This is a genomic window from Bradyrhizobium sp. Ec3.3 (assembly GCF_000472925.1).
Taxonomy (GTDB): Bacteria; Pseudomonadota; Alphaproteobacteria; order Rhizobiales; family Xanthobacteraceae; genus Bradyrhizobium.
In genome coordinates this window covers 113,137-130,000 of record NZ_AXAS01000015.1, presented here as the reverse complement: position 1 = coordinate 130,000, position 16,864 = coordinate 113,137, and the positions used below count along the sequence as shown (strand labels likewise).

Annotated in this window: 14 protein-coding genes; 4 read left to right on the top strand and 10 right to left on the bottom strand. The window is 64.1% G+C overall.

Annotation, left to right across the window (positions count from 1 at the left end):
* Nucleotides 1-6 precede the first annotated feature (6 nt).
* The 7 genes from sucD to YUU_RS0117405 form a co-directional block, all read right to left on the bottom strand.
* On the bottom strand, nt 7-891 hold the full coding sequence (gene sucD / locus YUU_RS0117435) for a succinate--CoA ligase subunit alpha (RefSeq protein WP_027523548.1): 885 nt from the start codon (nt 889-891) through the stop codon (nt 7-9).
* Nucleotides 892-915: 24 nt separating this feature from the next.
* Nucleotides 916-1,395 (bottom strand): DUF1579 family protein, encoded by a 480-nt coding sequence (locus tag YUU_RS0117430; protein WP_027523547.1) that lies wholly within the window; start codon nt 1,393-1,395, stop codon nt 916-918.
* A 3-nt stretch (nt 1,396-1,398) separates the two neighbouring features.
* The gene (sucC, locus tag YUU_RS0117425) at nt 1,399-2,595 is read right to left on the bottom strand and encodes an ADP-forming succinate--CoA ligase subunit beta (protein ID WP_027523546.1); all 1,197 of its coding nucleotides are present in this window, start codon (nt 2,593-2,595) and stop codon (nt 1,399-1,401) included.
* Nucleotides 2,596-2,792: 197 nt separating this feature from the next.
* Nucleotides 2,793-3,761 (bottom strand): malate dehydrogenase, encoded by a 969-nt coding sequence (mdh, locus tag YUU_RS0117420; protein WP_027523545.1) that lies wholly within the window; start codon nt 3,759-3,761, stop codon nt 2,793-2,795.
* A 252-nt stretch (nt 3,762-4,013) separates the two neighbouring features.
* Nucleotides 4,014-5,201: a cell division protein ZapE gene (gene zapE, locus YUU_RS0117415; protein WP_027523544.1), complete on the bottom strand. Its 1,188-nt coding sequence runs from the start codon at nt 5,199-5,201 to the stop codon at nt 4,014-4,016.
* A 129-nt stretch (nt 5,202-5,330) separates the two neighbouring features.
* Nucleotides 5,331-5,867 (bottom strand): RNA 2',3'-cyclic phosphodiesterase, encoded by a 537-nt coding sequence (gene thpR, locus YUU_RS0117410; protein ID WP_027523543.1) that lies wholly within the window; start codon nt 5,865-5,867, stop codon nt 5,331-5,333.
* 172 nt (nt 5,868-6,039) lie between these two features.
* Nucleotides 6,040-6,675 (bottom strand): arylesterase, encoded by a 636-nt coding sequence (locus YUU_RS0117405; protein WP_027523542.1) that lies wholly within the window; start codon nt 6,673-6,675, stop codon nt 6,040-6,042.
* Between the two features lie 55 nt (nt 6,676-6,730).
* Between YUU_RS0117405 and YUU_RS0117400 the strand changes: the two genes are divergently transcribed.
* The 4 genes from YUU_RS0117400 to YUU_RS0117385 all read left to right on the top strand — a co-directional run bounded on the left by YUU_RS0117400 (nt 6,731) and on the right by YUU_RS0117385 (nt 11,838).
* The gene (locus tag YUU_RS0117400; protein WP_027523541.1) at nt 6,731-7,453 is read left to right on the top strand and encodes an ABC transporter ATP-binding protein; all 723 of its coding nucleotides are present in this window, start codon (nt 6,731-6,733) and stop codon (nt 7,451-7,453) included.
* A complete protein-coding gene (locus YUU_RS0117395; protein ID WP_027523540.1) occupies nt 7,450-10,020 on the top strand; it encodes an ABC transporter permease in 2,571 nt (856 codons plus the stop codon). Before YUU_RS0117400 ends, YUU_RS0117395 begins: the two co-directional genes overlap by 4 nt.
* 271 nt (nt 10,021-10,291) lie before the next feature.
* Nucleotides 10,292-11,083 carry a Bax inhibitor-1/YccA family protein gene (locus tag YUU_RS0117390; RefSeq protein WP_027523539.1) on the top strand — a complete coding sequence of 264 codons (792 nt, stop codon included), beginning with the start codon at nt 10,292-10,294 and terminating at the stop codon, nt 11,081-11,083.
* Nucleotides 11,084-11,307: 224 nt separating this feature from the next.
* Complete coding sequence (locus tag YUU_RS0117385) at nt 11,308-11,838, top strand: GNAT family N-acetyltransferase (RefSeq protein ID WP_027523538.1); 531 nt, start codon at nt 11,308-11,310, stop codon at nt 11,836-11,838.
* A gap of 151 nt (nt 11,839-11,989) precedes the next feature.
* On the opposite strand, the gene YUU_RS0117380 is transcribed toward YUU_RS0117385, so the two are convergent.
* The 3 genes from YUU_RS0117380 to acnA form a co-directional block, all read right to left on the bottom strand.
* Nucleotides 11,990-12,361, bottom strand: a complete 372-nt coding sequence (locus YUU_RS0117380; RefSeq protein WP_027523537.1) for a DUF2794 domain-containing protein — start codon at nt 12,359-12,361, stop codon at nt 11,990-11,992.
* A 585-nt stretch (nt 12,362-12,946) separates the two neighbouring features.
* Complete coding sequence (locus YUU_RS0117375) at nt 12,947-13,729, bottom strand: DUF1223 domain-containing protein (RefSeq protein WP_371260491.1); 783 nt, start codon at nt 13,727-13,729, stop codon at nt 12,947-12,949.
* 243 nt (nt 13,730-13,972) lie between these two features.
* Nucleotides 13,973-16,693, bottom strand: a complete 2,721-nt coding sequence (acnA, locus tag YUU_RS0117370; protein WP_027523535.1) for an aconitate hydratase AcnA — start codon at nt 16,691-16,693, stop codon at nt 13,973-13,975.
* Between the last annotated feature and the right edge of the window lie 171 nt (nt 16,694-16,864).

The window sequence follows — 16,864 nt, the reverse complement described above, 5'->3', positions numbered from 1 at the left end:
ACTGAATTAAGCTTTCAACTTTTCGGCAAGGGTATGTCCGAGCCGTGCGGGCGACGGAGAGACGACAATACCGGCCGATTTCATCGCTTCGGTCTTGGAACCGGCGTCGCCCTTGCCGCCCGAGATGATCGCGCCGGCATGACCCATGCGGCGGCCTGGAGGTGCGGTGACACCGGCGATGAAACCGACCATCGGCTTCTTGCGACCGCGCTTGGCCTCGTCCTTGAGGAACTGGGCGGCGTCCTCCTCGGCGGAACCGCCGATCTCCCCGATCATGATGATCGACTCGGTCTTGGGGTCGGCCAGCAGCATCTCCAGGACGTCGATGAACTCGGTTCCCTTGACCGGGTCGCCGCCGATGCCGACCGCGGTGGTCTGGCCGAGCCCTTCCTGGGAGGTCTGGAACACGGCTTCATAGGTCAGGGTGCCGGAGCGGGAGACGATGCCGACGCTGCCGGTCTTGAAGATGTTGGCGGGCATGATGCCGATCTTGCACTCGCCGGCGGTCATGACGCCCGGGCAGTTCGGCCCGATCAGGCGCGACTTGGAGCCGGCCAGGGAGCGCTTGACGCGGACCATGTCGATGACCGGAATGCCCTCGGTGATGCAGACGATCAGCGGAACTTCGGCATCGATCGCTTCGCAGATCGCGTCCGCCGCGCCCGGGGGCGGCACGTAGATCACCGACGCGTCGGCGCCGGTCTTCTCACGCGCCTCGCGCACGGTGTCGAACACCGGCAGGCCCAGATGCGTCGCGCCGCCTTTGCCCGGCGAGGTGCCGCCGACCATCTTGGTGCCGTAGGCAATCGCGGCCTCGGAATGGAACGTGCCGTTCTTGCCGGTAAAGCCCTGGCAGATGACCTTGGTGTTCTTGTCAATCAGGATGGACATGAGGTCTGCTTTCGCGAACTAACTTTAGTGGATGCGACGATAGACGCCGGTGAGCACGTCGGCCCAGCCTTCCGCGTCCGGCGAGAACTGGATCTTCAACGAATAGGAATTGTCGTCGATGATCTCGTAGATGTGGCGCGCATTGCCGCGCAGCGAGCCGCGCACCAGCGTCAGGGTCTTGCCGACCCAGCCGCCGGAGGCGGGCGAGGGCGGCGTGTAGCCGAGCGAGTCGTACCAGAACAATTTGTAGGTCCGGTCGTCGCGGTCGTACGTGAAGATGCCGTGGGTGGCGAATATCTCCTTGCCGTCGCGCATCTGGACCACGTCCTGGATCAGATAGAAGCCGTTGAGATCCATGCGCGCCACCGTGCGCGAAGTCGCCGGCCCGCCGGGATTCCAGCGCGACGGGTAGACCATCTCCTCGCCATTCCATTCACCGGCGAACGCGGCGAGACGCGCGTGCTCCAGCAGCGGAGATGATTGAGCGAGATGGTCCTGGGGCATGGCCTAGCCTCCCTTGACGGCCTTCACGATCTTCTGCGCGGCGTCATCGAGATTATCGGCCGGCACGACGTTCAGGCCTGATTCACGGATGATCTTCTTGCCGAGCTCGACATTGGTGCCTTCGAGGCGGACCACCAGCGGGACGCTGAGGCCGACTTCGCGCACTGCAGCCGTGACACCCTCGGCGATCACGTCACACTTCATGATACCACCGAAGATGTTGACCAGAATGCCCTTCACGTTCGGGTCGGCGGTGATGATCTTGAAAGCGGCGGCGACCTTTTCCTTGCTGGCGCTGCCGCCGACGTCGAGGAAGTTGGCCGGCGCCATGCCGTAGAGCTTGATGATGTCCATGGTCGCCATGGCAAGGCCGGCGCCGTTGACCATGCAGCCGATATTGCCGTCGAGGGTGACGTAGTTGAGATCGTATTTCGAGGCCTCGATCTCCTTGGCGTCCTCTTCGGTCTCGTCGCGCAGCGCGAGCACTTCGGGGTGACGGAACAGCGCGTTGTCGTCGAAGGAGACCTTGGCGTCGAGCACGCGGAGCTGGCCCTGCTTGGTCACGACCAGCGGGTTGATCTCCAGCATCGACATGTCCTTGGCGACGAAGGCGGCAAAGAGCTGCGCGGTGAGCTTTTCGGCCTGCTTGGCGAGATCGCCGGACAGGTTCAGCGCCTTGGCGACGGTGCGGCCGTGATGGCCCATGATGCCGGTCGCCGGATCAACCGAGAAGGTGACGATCTTCTCGGGCGAGTTGTGCGCGACGTCCTCGATGTTGACGCCGCCTTCGGTCGACACCACGAACGACACGCGCGAGGTCTCGCGGTCGACCAGGATCGAGAGATAGAACTCCTTGTCGATGTCGGAGCCGTCCTCGATGTAGAGGCGGTTGACCTGCTTGCCGGCAGGTCCCGTCTGCACGGTCACGAGCGTGGCGCCGAGCATCTGCTTGGCGAATTCGGCAACTTCAGTGGCCGACTTGGCGATGCGGACGCCGCCCTTGTCGCCGGCACTGGCTTCCTTGAACTTGCCCTTGCCGCGGCCGCCGGCATGGATCTGGCTCTTCACCACCCAGACCGGGCCCGGGAGAGCCTTTGCCGCCGCTTCCGCGTCGGCCGCCTTCAGGACCGGAACGCCCTTGGAGATCGGCACGCCGAACTCATTCAAAAGCGCCTTGGCCTGGTACTCATGGATATTCATCTGGTCGCTCCCTGAACCCGCGCGTGGTGACCTCGGGGGTTCACCTCTAATTTCGGTCTGGCATACCATATACCAGAACAACTGCAACCCGGAATCTTTTGGAATCTGGACTGCCGGCCCCGGAAACCCGCCCGACCGGGGTCCCGGACATGAAAGCGCCGAGGATCGGGTTCGATCCTCGGCGAGATTTTTCCCGATCAGCGGCCCAGAAGGTCGGGCGCGATCTTCTTGCAGGCGTCGACCAGGCCGGACACCGCGCCGACCGACTTGTCGAAAGCCTCGCGGTCCTTGCCGGCGAGCTCGATCTCGACCACGCGCTCGACGCCCTTCGAGCCGATAACGACGGGCACGCCGACATACATGTCCTTCACGCCGTATTCGCCGTTCAGGTACGCAGCGCAAGGCAGCACGCGCTTCTTGTCCTTCAGATAGCTCTCGGCCATCGCGATCGCGGACGCCGCCGGCGCATAGAAGGCCGAGCCGGTCTTCAGCAGGTTGACGATCTCGGCGCCGCCGTTGCGGGTGCGGTCGACGATCTCGTCGAGGCGCGCCTGCGAGGTCCAGCCCATCTTGACGAGGTCGGGCAGCGGGATGCCGGCGACGGTGGAGTACTTCACCAGCGGCACCATGGTGTCGCCGTGGCCGCCGAGCACGAAGGCGGTGACGTCCTCGACCGAGACGTTGAACTCATCGGCCAGGAAGTAGCGGAAGCGCGCCGAATCCAGCACGCCGGCCATGCCGACGACCTTCTTGTGCGGCAGGCCGCTCGCCTTCTGCAGCGCCCAGACCATCGCGTCGAGCGGGTTGGTGATGCAGATGACGAAGGCGTCGGGGGCGTATTTCTTGATGCCGGCACCGACCTGCTCCATGACCTTGAGGTTGATGGAGAGGAGGTCGTCGCGGCTCATGCCGGGTTTGCGCGGCACGCCAGCGGTGACGATGCAGACCTTGGCGTTGTCGAGGGCATCGTAGGAGTTCGCGCCGGAATAGCGCGCGTCAAAACCGTCGACCGGCGAGGACTGCGCGATGTCGAGCGCCTTGCCCTGCGGCACGCCCTCGGCGATGTCGAACATCACCACGTCGCCGAGTTCTTTCAGGCCGATGAGATGAGCCAACGTTCCGCCGATCTGACCGGAGCCAATCAAAGCAATCTTGTCGCGCGCCATGTGAACCTGTCCTTTAGACACGTAAGGAGGGGAAAACTGAGACGGGTGGTTATCCCTTTCGCTTCCCCCGTTCAAGTCGCCCAATGCCCAATTGTCGGGCTTGCCGAGAATTGGGGCGCGTAACGATAACGCTGTCATTCCGCGGCGCCGGCGCCATTGCGCGGGCGAACCCGGAATCTCGAAGTTGTGGCGCAGGATTTTCGGGTTCGCGCTGACGCGCGTCCCGGAAATGACGGTGTTGGGAGATAGGACTTAAGTCTCCACCAGGCCCTTGGTGGAGCCACTGGCGGTGGAATCCTTGCGGCCGTGCGGCTGCGCCAGGTAGGATTCCGAGCTCATCTCGATCAGGCGCGAGGACGTGCGCTTGAACTCGTTGGCCTCGTTGCCTTCGTTTGCCAGGTACAGCGACACCGGATTGGCTTCGGCCGAAGCCATCAGCTTCACAGCATTGTCATAGAGTGTGTCGATCAGCGTGATGAAGCGCTTGGCGGCGTTACGCTCAGCGAACTCCATCACTGGAATATGGTCGACCAGGATGGTGTGATAGTCGTGCGCGAGCCGCAAGTAGTCGGATGCGCCGAGCGGCTTCTCGCAGAGATCTGCGAACGAGAACCGCGCCACGCCGTGCGCCGAGCACGGCACGTGCAGGATGCGGCCCTTGATCGAAATATCGCGCGACTTGCATTTGGCGTGGCCGGTCATCTTCGCCCAAGCGCGATCGAGCGCGGCATCGGCGTCGGCATCGGCCGGCACCAGCCACATCTTCACGCCCTGAAGTTTCTCCAGCCGGAAATCGGTGCGCGCATCGAGCCGCAGCACGTCCATGTGATCGTTGATCTGCGCGATGAAGGGAAGGAACAGCGCGCGATTGAGTCCGCCCTTGTAGAGATCGTCGGGCGCGACGTTCGACGTCGCCACCACCACCGTGCCGAGTTCGAACAGTTTCGCGAACAGGCGGCCCAGGATCATCGCATCCGCGATGTCGGTGACGTGGAATTCGTCGAAGCAGAGCAGCCAGCCCTCATCGAAGATCGCGTTCGCCGTCAGCGCGATGACATCGCCGTCGGCGATTTCGCCGCGCGCGATGTTCTGGCGATAGCCGTAGATACGTTCGTGCACCTCGGCCATGAATTCATGGAAATGCGCGCGCTGCTTGTGCGCGACGGAAGAGTGCTGAAAGAACAGGTCCATCAGCATGGTCTTGCCGCGCCCGACCTCGCCGTGGATGTAGAGCCCGCGCGGCGCATCGTCCTTGTCGCCGCCACCGAACAATCGGCCGAGCAGCCCCTGCTTGCGCTGCGGCTTGTAGCTCGCAAGCCGCTGGTCCAGCGCCGCATAGGCCTCCGCGACCTCGGCCTGGGCCGCATCCGGCTCGATCGCGCCGGACGAGACCAGCGCCTGGTATTCGCTTCGGAACGATGAATTGGGGGTGGAGAGCATGGCCCCCTTACCGCCAGAGACCGGCCGAAAATGCAAGCCGAGAATTAGGGAAAGGGGTATGCGGATTTCGTGTCCCGGACGCGCTGCAGCGCGCAAGCGCTGCGCTGCGTCCGAGGCCCGAGAACCAACCTACGCACAGAGATCGTAGGAATCCTCGACGACGTAGGGTCCGCCACCGGTGGATGCGCGCGAGGAGAACAGGACAAAACGTTCGGCCGTGAACACCTTGCTCGGGAAGTAACCGCGCAGCGAGAGATAATCGGCGACGTCCTGGTCCGAGGCATCGTGCAGCCGCGCCAGCGTGACATGCGGAATGAACTTGCGCCCTTCCGGATCGAGGCCGATGCGCTGCATCATCCGCTCGAGCTCGGCCTGCAATTCGATCAAGGGCCGGCTCGGCTCGATGGCGGCGACGACTGCGCGCGGCTTGCGGCCGCCGAAGCTCGTGAGCCCCTGCACCTTCACCTCGAACGGTTTGCGGTTGACGCGAAACAGCAGCGAGGCGATCTCGTTGGCGGAGGCGCCGTCGATATCGCCGATGAAGCGCAAGGTGACGTGATAATTTTCGGGATCGATCCAGCGGGCGCCGGGAAGGCCGCCCCGCAAGTTGGAAAGTGTCTGACCGACCTCGGCCGGAATTTCCAGACCAGTAAACAAGCGTGGCATCGTTGAGCACTCCCGATGCTTGGACATGCGCCTTGAAAAGGCCCATGTCCAAATTAGAGCCGGCGACGAATCACCGGTAACCTGATTCCTATCGCAGTTATGTGACTCTGCGAAGCGTAGCGCGGACCACTCCGGGAAAACCCTGGGTATTAGGGTTAGTATTGCCCGCTTTTCAACGTCGTTGCCCGCTTATCGTGCCAAGGAATGCCTCCACGGCAGGCATCATGTTCTTGACGATGATGTCGACGCCCGCAGCGGTGGGATGAATGCCGTCGGCCTGGTTGAGCTTGGCGTCGGCCGCAACGCCATGGAGGAAGAACGGATAGAGCGGCACGTCGAATTTTTTCGCCAGATCCGGATAAATCGAATTGAAGCGCGCGGCATAGTCGCCGCCGTAGTTCGGCGGCGCCAGCATGCCGCACAGCATCACCGCAACGCCGCGCGCCTTCAGGCGCGCGACGATGTCGCTGAGCGCGGCGCGCGTGACGTCGGGGTCGAGCCCGCGCAGCGCATCGTTGGCGCCGAGCTCGACGATGACGCCCTCGGTTCCCTCCGGCACCGACCAGTCGAGCCGGTCCCGGCCACCGGAAGAGGTGTCGCCGGACACCCCGGCATTGATCATGTCGACGGCTATACCTTTGTCCTGCAAGGCTTTTTGGAGCTTCATGGGAAATGCGTCCTGGCCCTGAAGGCCGAGGCCGGCGCTCAGGGAATCGCCGAGCACGACCAGCTTGACCGGCGGCTTGGCCTGCGCGCCGGCGCCGGCAATCCCCGTCATCAAGGCGACCATCAACACGGCTATGTGCATGAAGAATCCGTAACGCCTCTCGACCGGGTGCGCGGAGTTGCCATATGACCGGACCATGGACAGTCGCATCGAATCCTCTTCGCTGGCCGGCACGACGCCGGACACCATCTCCATTTCCAACGTCAATCTCTCACTGGGCACGGGCGCGGCACGCGTTCACATTCTCAAGGATATCAGCCTTCGGGTCGGCCGGAGTGAAGCTATCGGCCTGATCGGCCCGTCAGGGTCGGGCAAATCCACGCTGCTGATGGTGATGGCGGGGTTGGAGCGTCCTGATAGCGGAGAGGTGGTGGTGAGCGGCACGCCTTTCAATGCCCTCGACGAGGACGCACTCGCCCGCTTCCGCGGCCGCGAGGTCGGCATCGTCTTCCAGTCCTTTCACCTGATCCCGACCATGACGGCGCTGGAGAACGTCGCGGTGCCGCTCGAGCTCGCCGGCAATCCGGATGCGGCCAAGCGCGCCGCGCAAGAGCTGCAATCGGTCGGGCTCGGCGATCGCCTGCATCACTATCCCTCGCAACTCTCGGGCGGCGAGCAGCAGCGTGTCGCGCTCGCCCGTGCGCTGGCGCCGGACCCTGCGATCCTGGTCGCCGACGAGCCCACCGGCAATCTCGACGAAGCGACGGGAAAGCAGATCGTCGATCTCATCTTCGGCAAGCATGCCGAGCGCGGCATGACGCTGGTGCTGGTGACCCATGATTCCTCGCTTGCGCATCGCTGCGACCGCGTGATCCGCCTGCGCTCCGGGCGCATCGATACGCAGTATTCCCAGCCATGAGCGTCGCCACTGAACCGTTCGCGCGACGCGGCGCGGCCGCGCTGTCGCTGCGCTATGCGTTGCGCGAACTGCGCGGAGGCCTGCGCGGCTTCTACGTCTTCATCGCCTGCATCGCGCTCGGCGTGATGGCGATTGCCGGTGTCGGCTCGGTCGCGGCCAGCCTCAGCGAGGGCCTGGCGCGTGAAGGCCGCACGCTGCTCGGCGGCGACGCCTCGTTCGTGCTGTTCCAGCGCGAGGCAAAGCCTGAGGAGATCGCTTTCCTGCGTTCGCGCGGCACGGTGTCGATCGCCGCGACGCTGCGCGGCATGGCGCGCGCGGCCGACGGCAAGCTCGCGCTGGTCGAGATGAAGGCGGTCGACGGCAATTACCCGATGCTCGGCCAGTTGACGCTGACGCCGCAATTGCCACTGTCCGATCTTCTCGCGGAGCGCGACGGCGCGTTCGGTGCCGCCGCGGATCCGACGCTGCTGGCGCGGCTTTCCCTCAGGATCGGCGACCGCGTCACCATCGGTAACACGACCTTCCAGATCCGCAGCGCGGTCGAGGCCGAGCCCGACAAGCTTGCCGGCGGCATCGGCTTCGGCCCCCGTTTCCTGATCAGCGAGGAAGCCTTGCGCGCCACCGGCCTGATCCAGCCGGGCAGCCTGGTGCGCTGGGTCTATCGCGTCAAGCTGCCTGACAGCGCCAACAGCGAGCGCGCGACCGAGGCATTCATCAGCGACGCCCGCAACGCGGCACCGCAGGCCGGCTGGGAGATCCGCAGCCGCTCCAATGCATCGCCTCAGCTCGAGCGCAATATCAGCCGCTTTACCCAGTTCCTGACGCTGGTCGGCCTCGCCGCGCTTTTGGTCGGAGGTGTTGGCGTCGCCAATGCCGTGAAGAGCCATATCGACCGCCGGCTCGAGGTCATCGCGGCGTTCAAGGCCGTCGGCGCCACCGGACGCGACGTGTTCGGCATCTATCTCGCGCAGGTCATCCTGCTCGCCGGGATCGGCTCGGTGATCGGGCTCGCGCTTGGCGCAGCCCTCCCCTTCGCCATCGTCGGCCTGTTCGGAAAGCTGTTACCGCTGCCGGTGATCCCGGCCGTGCATGCCGACGAGCTAGCGCTCTCCTTCATCTATGGCCTGCTCACCGCACTCGCCTTTGGCCTGTGGCCGCTCGGGCGCGTCCATGACGTACCGGTGGCCGCGCTGTTTCGCGACACGATCAGCGCCGAATGGCACCGGCCGCGCTGGCGCTATCTCGCCTTCATGGCCGTGGTGGTCGCGCTACTCGTCGCGGTCGTGATCGGGCTATCGTTCGACAAGCGCATCGCCACGGTGTTCGTGCTCTCGTCCATCGTGGTGTTTGCGGTGCTGCGCGGCATTGCGGGGCTCTTGATGACGATCGCTCGGCGATTGCCGCGCACGCGGCTGCCGATGCTGCGGCTTGCGATCGCCAACATCCACCGTCCCGGCGCGCTGACGCCGTCCGTGGTGCTGTCGCTGGGGCTGGGACTCGCCGTCCTCGTCACCATCACCCAGATCGACGGCAATCTGCGCCGGCAGTTTCTCGCGGCGCTGCCGGACCGGGCGCCATCGTTCTACTTCATCGACATCCCGAGCGCGCAGGCCGAGCAGTTCGACGGCTATCTGCGCCAGATCGCGCCGGGGGCGAAAGTCGAGGACGTGCCGATGCTGCGCGGCCGCATCGTCGCCGCGCGCGGCGTCAAGGCCGAGGACCTGAAGCCCGCGACCGACGCCGAATGGGTGCTGCAAAGCGACCGCGGCCTGACCTATACCAGCGAGCTGCCGAAGGGCTCCAAGGTGGTCGAGGGCGAATGGTGGAGCGCCGATTATTCCGGCCCACCGCTGGTCTCGATGGAGAAGAAAATCGCCGACGGGCTCGGGCTCAAGCTCGGCGACGAAGTCGTCGTCAACGTGCTCGGCCGCGACATCCCGGCGAAAATCAGCAATTTGCGCAACATCGACTGGCAGGGGCTCGGCATCAATTTCGTTCTGGTGTTCTCGCCCAATGCCTTCAAGGGCGCGCCGCATACCCACATCGCGACGCTGACCGAACAGGGCGGCGATGCGGCCGGCGACGGCAAGATCATCAAAGAGGTCGCCGATGCCTATCCGATGGTGACAAGCGTGCGGGTCCGCGAGGTCATGGAGACGGTCGGCTCGGTCGTCACCAATCTCACGCTCGCGATCCGCGGCGCCAGCGCGGTGACGTTGATCTCCGCGATCCTGGTGCTGGGCGGCGCACTCGCCGCCGGCCATCGCCACCGGGTCTATGACGCCGTGATCCTGAAGACGTTGGGCGCCACGCGGCTGCGGCTGCTCGGCGCCTATGCGCTCGAATATCTCCTGATCGGGCTCGCCACCGCCGTGTTCGGCGTCATCGCCGGCAGCATCGCGGCCTGGATGATCGTGACCCGGCTGATGACGCTGAGCTTCGTCTGGCAGGCCGGCAGCGCGGCCGGCGTGGTCGTCTCCGCGCTTGTCGTCACGGTCGGGCTTGGGCTCGCCGGCACGCTGCTGGCGTTGAACCAAAAGCCCGCCACCGTGTTGCGGAATTTGTGACAAATTGAAGCGGGCGGCGGCGCGGCAACCCCAATCTCCCGGATTTTCCGGGTTAACCACGCCCGCGCGTCAGATTGCGCGTCCATGGCGACATTCGGCCGCGCGTGGACGCTTGCAGCAAATGTGTTAGTTTCCCACATGTCGAGTGGGTCCGGATCCCCGATTGTTAGCCAAAATTAATGTCGGCAGGCAACGGTATCCGGGATAGAATTTTGACGACCCGGGCGGCATCAGCCCTTGTGCCGGCCGGCCAACCAATGGGAATTCGACCATGTCGGACCTAGACCGCAACTACGCTTCTCCTTTCGGCAGGGCCGCCGGGCGTGTCGACGCCGCGACGGTCGATGCCGGCCTGCGCGCATACATGCTGCGCATCTACAATTACATGAGCATCGGCCTGGCCATCACCGGCCTCGCCGCACTCGGTGTCTACATGGCGGCCGTGACCAGCGACCCCTCGGGGGCCGCCGCCAAGATCGGCAGCCAGTTCCTGACGCCGTTCGGCTACGCGATGTTCGTGAGCCCGCTGAAATGGCTGTTCATCCTGGCGCCGCTCGCCATGGTGTTCGTGATCTCGGCCGGCATCAACCGCCTGGCCCCCTCGACCGCCCAGATCCTGTTCTGGGTGTTCTCGGCGCTGATGGGCATCTCGCTGTCCTCGATCTTCCTGGTGTTCACGCACACCTCGATCGTGCGGGTCTTCTTCATCACCGCGGCCACCTTCGGCGCGCTGAGCCTCTACGGCTACACCACCAAGCGTGACATGACCGGGATGGGATCGTTCCTGTTCATGGGCCTGATCGGCATCATCATCGCAAGCCTCGTCAATCTGTTCCTGGCGAGCTCGGCGCTGCAGTTCATCGTGTCGGTGGGCGGCGTGCTGGTGTTCGCTGGCCTCACCGCCTGGGATACCCAGCGGCTGAAGAACGACTACATCTACGGCTACGCCTCGGCCGGCGGTGACATTGCCGAACGCGCGGCGATCACCGGTGCGCTGTCGCTGTATTTGAACTTCATCAACCTGTTCACGCTGCTGCTGCAGCTGCTCGGCCAGCGCGACTAGGTTCTGATCCGAGAGAATGACACGAGCCCCGGCCGCAAGGCCGGGGTTTTTGTTTGTGAGGTTGGCGTTCCCACAAGCACCGTCATTGCGAGGAGCGCAGCGACGAAGCAATCCAGAGTCCCTCCATGGATGCACTTCTGGATTGCTTCGCTGCGCTCGCAATGACTATGTGGAAGCGCCAATGCCTCTTTCCGCCGCCGGACGAAGCTTCTAATCTCGCCCCCATGTCCGCACCTGAAATCAGGCCCACAACCGAGGCCGACCTTCCCGCCATTACCGCCATCTACGAGCACGCCGTGCGCCGCGGCACGGCGACCTTCGAACTCGAACCGCCCGACCTCGCCGAGATGACGCGCCGCTACACGGCGCTGACGGATGGCGGCTACCCCTATTTCGTCGCCGTGCTCGATGGCCGCATTGCCGGCTACGCCTATGCCGGCGCCTACCGGCCGCGGCCGGCCTATCGCTTCACGGTCGAGAACTCGATCTATCTCGAGCCGTCGTTCCATCGCCGCGGCATCGGCTCGGCGCTGTTGCAGCGGCTGATCGTCGAATGCGAGGCGCGCGGCTTCCGCCAGATGATCGCCGTGATCGGCGACTCCGCCAATGCCGGCTCGATCGCCGTGCACACCAGCGCCGGCTTCAACATGATCGGCACGCACCCCAATGTCGGCCTGAAGTTCGGCCGCTGGCTGGACACGGTGATGATGCAGCGCGACCTCGGTGAAGGCGCAACGAGCGTGCCGGAGAAGTAGCGTTTGTCAATGCACTTTGCGCAATTGTGCAAAGGGGGCGCGCGCCAGCGCGAACCAATCCAGAAGTGGTGAATGCGGCTCGAGATTCTCAGGTGCGCAATTGCGCACCATAGTTCGATGCTTCGCATCGCCCCGGAATGACGGCGTTGGGCTACACCACCGCCAGCTTCCGATCGATCACCAGCAGCACGCGCTCGAGCTCATGGCCGCGGCGCAGGATCAGGCCGGTCGCCGAGATCACGCTGTACATGCCCTGCTTGCGCGCGAGCCGCGGATCTTTCTCGATACGGTAAAGCGGCACTTCGGAGGCGCGGCGATAGACCGAGAATACGGCGCGGTCTTTCAGGAAGTCGATGGCATAGTCCCGCCACTCGCCGTCGGCGACCATGCGGCCATAGAGGTTGAGGATGCGATGCAATTCGAGCCGGTTGAACGTCACCCGGCTCGGTTGGGAACTCGCAGCGGCGCTACGCGCCACTGCGCGCTGCTCGCTCGGATCGGTATCCTCCGACATCAGACCCATGGGCAGCGCCTCCTGTCGCGTTGACGCATGACCGGCGGTCGCGAAACCGTTCCCGTCCGCGGATCATGACAGTTGCATGATTGCGCCAACCGCTGTCGGCCGCAAGGGGCGCCCCAACCGCCCGGCTGCACATCGCACCGCAAACACACCTCCTGGCTGTGGAACTCCCTCGCGACATACCGTCACGGGATCGTTAGCAGGAATCATAGTCTCGCCGCTTTTCCGCCTAGCGCCTGCCGCCCTGCACTGCGAAAAGATTCGTGTGCGTTGGCCCGGTCCTTTCGGTTCCGGATTCCTCAGCCCCCAGCCCCCCGGGGTCGTCGGGATCGGGCCTGTTAGCACGAAGGAGGACCAACGCGAGTTGGTCCTTTTTTGTTGTGTGGGGGCATTTCTGCCGACGCACTTTCTCTCCTCGCCAAAGATTTTCTCCCCTCATCCTGAGGAGCTTACGCAGCAAGCGTCTCGAAGGATCGAGGCCGAGTTGCCTCAGCGTGGGCCTACATGGTTCGAGACGGCGCTACGCGCCTCCTCACCATGAGGATCAAGAGCGGATACGCGGTAGGGACGAGAGACTTTAGTCGGCAATCAATGCAGCGACGTGTACGCCGCGCCCAGCATCGGGCCCGGCTTCTCGCGGCTGCCGTCCTGGACATAGACTACCGCGCCATCGACGCCCTCGCGCGTGAGGTTCTCCAGCGGCACGGTCCAGCTTTCCGGAGTACCGTTCCAGTCGCCGACCTTCAGCAGGTTGCGCACCACGTTGTGGTAAGTGATCTGCTGCCCGCGATTTTCGCCGCGGCTGATCGAGATCGGCACCGCCTTGGTGATCGAGCAGATCCAGACCTCGCCATGCGACACCGCCGCCTCCTTGCTCGCGGCCACCGAGACATTGAGCTGCTTGCCTGCGAGCGACATCGACACCGGCACGCTCATCACGTTGTCGCCCTTGGCGGTCTTTGCGATCGCGCTCTCGATGCCGGCGCGGTCGCTGCCGATGACATGCTCCGAGCCGTTGACCACGACCTGCGGCGTGTAGACCTCGCGGTCGCCGCGCATCCGCGAATAGGCGCGCTGCCGCGCCGAGAAGCGCGAGTCCGCCAGCGTGTCCTTCCAGCCGAGATAGTCCCAGTAGTCGATCGGCATGCTCAGCGCGATGATCGAGGGATCGTTGGAGAGCTCGCCGATGATCTTGTCGGCGGGCGGACAGGACGAGCAGCCTTGCGAGGTGAAGAGCTCGACGACGGCGCGGGGATCGGCGTGGGCGGGACGGACGACCGCGATGATTGCGCAGACGCCAAGTGCACTTGACCAGATCGCACCTGACCAGATCGCACCGGACCATCGCGAAATCAGATTAGAGGCCATCATAGTCATGTTGAACGCCGCACACCTTAGCTGATGTCGAGGGGAAATCTTCTCGCCGGTTGGTCACCGTAGTCTTACGGATAAGTCTTGCGCGCGCAGTGCGTCCCGCATCGTCCGAGACGAAAACCTTTCGCTGGACGAGCCCATCTGGAACATACCGCAAACGAACAAAGGCGGCCCTTGATAGGCCGCCTTCGCTTAACGTTCTACTCACTTCGCAGTGAGCCATCGTTCACAAATCCGCGCTTACGCCGCGAGTTTGCGCAGCACATAGTGCAGGATACCGCCGTTGCGATAGTAGTCGAGCTCGTCCAGCGTATCGATGCGGCAGAGCAGCGAAACGCGCTGCAGCGAGCCGTCGGCCGACACGATCTCTGCGGTCAGCTTCTGGCGCGGCTTGAGGTCGCCGACGAGGCCGCGCAGGGTGACCTTCTCGTCGCCCTTCAGCCCAAGCGACTGCCAGGAAGTGCCCTCCTCGAAGGTGAGCGGCAGCACGCCCATGCCGACCAGGTTGGAGCGATGGATGCGCTCGAAGCTCTGGCAGACCACCGCGCGAACGCCGAGCAGACGCGTGCCCTTCGCCGCCCAGTCGCGCGAGGAGCCGTTGCCGTATTCGGCGCCGGCGAACACCACCAGCGGCACGTTCTCCTGCTGATACTTCATCGCGGCGTCGTAGATCGACATCTGCTCGCCGTCGGGCCAGTGCTTGGTGAGACCGCCCTCGGGAATGTTGCCGTCGGCGCCCTTGAGCATGAAGTTCTTGATGCGGATGTTGGCGAAGGTGCCGCGCATCATCACTTCATGGTTGCCGCGCCGCGTGCCGTACTGGTTGAAGTCGGCGGGACGCACCTGGTGCTCGCTGAGATATTTGCCCGCGGGCGAGGTGAGCTTGATCGAACCGGCCGGCGAAATGTGGTCGGTGGTGATCTTGTCGCCGAACATGGCGAGGACGCGCGCCTCGACGATGTCGGTGACCGGCTCCGGCTCCTTCTTCATGCCTTCGAAATAGGGCGGGTTCTGCACATAGGTCGAGCTCATGTTCCAGCGATAGGTCTCGCTCTCGACGGTCTTGATCTTGCGCCAGTTGGTGTCGCCCTTGAACACGTCGGCATACTTCTTCTTGAAGATCGACGCGGTCACGAACTTCTTCATGAAGGCGTTGATCTCCTTGGTCGTCGGCCAGATGTCCTTCAGGTACACCGGCTTGCCGTCCTTGCCCTCGCCGAGCGGCTCGGTGGCGAGGTTCTTCGTCACGCTGCCCGCGAGCGCGTGGGCGACGACGAGCGGCGGCGAAGCCAGATAGTTCGCCTGCACGTCCGGCGAGACGCGGCCTTCGAAGTTGCGGTTGCCGGAAAGCACGGCGGCGGCGACGATACCGTTATCGTTGATCGACTTCGAGATCTCCTCCGGCAGCGGACCGGAATTGCCGATGCAGGTGGTGCAGCCGAAGCCGACCAGGTTGAAGCCGACCTTGTCGAGATCGGCCTGCAGCCCGGAATTGGCGAGATATTCGGCGACGACCTGGCTGCCCGGCGCGAGCGAGGTCTTCACCCAGGGCTTGGCCTTCAGGCCCTTCTTGGCGGCATTGCGCGCCAGCAGGCCCGCGCCGATCAGCACGCTCGGATTGGAGGTGTTGGTGCAGGAGGTGATCGCCGCGATCACGACGTCGCCATGGCCGAGTTCGAAGTTCTTGCCCTCGACCGCGTAGCGCTTCTCGGCGTCATCGCCCTTCTTGTACTCGTTGGCCATCGCCAGCGAGAAGCCTTCTGACACGGAGGGGAGCGCGATGCGACCTTCGGGACGCTTCGGACCGGCCATCGAGGGGACGACGTCGCCGAGATCGAGCGTCAGCGTCTCCGTGAACACCGGGTCCGCCGACTTGGCAGTGCGGAACAGGCCCTGCGCCTTGGCATAGGCCTGCACCAGCGCGACGCGCGGCGCGGCGCGGCCGGAGGTCTTGAGGTAATCGATCGCGGCGGCATCGACCGGGAAGAAGCCGCAGGTCGCGCCATATTCGGGCGCCATGTTGCCGATCGTCGCCTTGTCGGCGACCGAGAGGTTATCGAGGCCGGGACCGAAGAACTCGACGAACTTGCCGACGACGCCAAGCTTGCGGAGCATCTGCGTGACCGTCAGCACGAGGTCGGTCGCGGTGACGCCTTCCTTGAGCTGACCCTTGAGCTTGAAGCCGACCACGTTCGGCAGCAGCATCGACAGCGGCTGGCCAAGCATGCAGGCTTCCGCCTCGATGCCGCCGACGCCCCAGCCGAGCACGGCGAGACCGTTGACCATGGTGGTGTGGGAATCGGTGCCGACGAGCGAGTCGGGATAGGCGACCTCGAACGTGCCGGTCTTCTTGCCGACCGTCATCTTCTCCTTCTTGGTCCAGACGGTCTGCGCCAGATATTCGAGATTGACCTGGTGGCAGATGCCGGTGCCGGGCGGCACGACGGAGAAGTTCGAGAAGGCCTTCTGGCCCCACTTCAGGAATTCGTAGCGCTCCTGATTCTGCTTGTATTCCTCGGTGACGTTCTTGGCGAAAGCCTTGTTGTCGCCGAAGAAGTTCACGATCACGGAGTGGTCGATGACGAGATCGACGGGCACCAGCGGATTGATCTTCTCGGCATCGCCGCCGAGCTTCTGCATCGCGTTGCGCATCGCGGCGAGGTCGACCACGGCCGGCACGCCGGTGAAATCCTGCATCAGGACGCGGGCCGGACGGAAGGCGATCTCATGCTCCAGCGACTTCTTGCGCAGCCATTTGGACACCGCGACGATGTCCTCCTTCTTGACCGAGCGGCCGTCCTCGTTGCGCAGCAGGTTCTCGAGCAGCACCTTCATCGAATAAGGCAGCTTTGAAATCCCCTTCAGACCATTCTTCTCCGCGGTCGGCAGGCTGTAATAGACATAGGTCTTGGCGCCGACCTTGAGGGTCTTTTTGCATTTGAAGCTGTCGAGCGAGGTCATGTAGGAAATCCCAATTGTTAGTTATACCCGGCAGAGGGTACTTTAACACCGTCAGCGAATCCGGCTGGGGTCGCTTGCAGGAGCGAGTGGAGTGCTGCATCAAGTTCCGGGCTTATAGAAGCTTTCTAACCGCACCGCCACAAGGACGATCGTGCCGCAGCAATCCGGGAG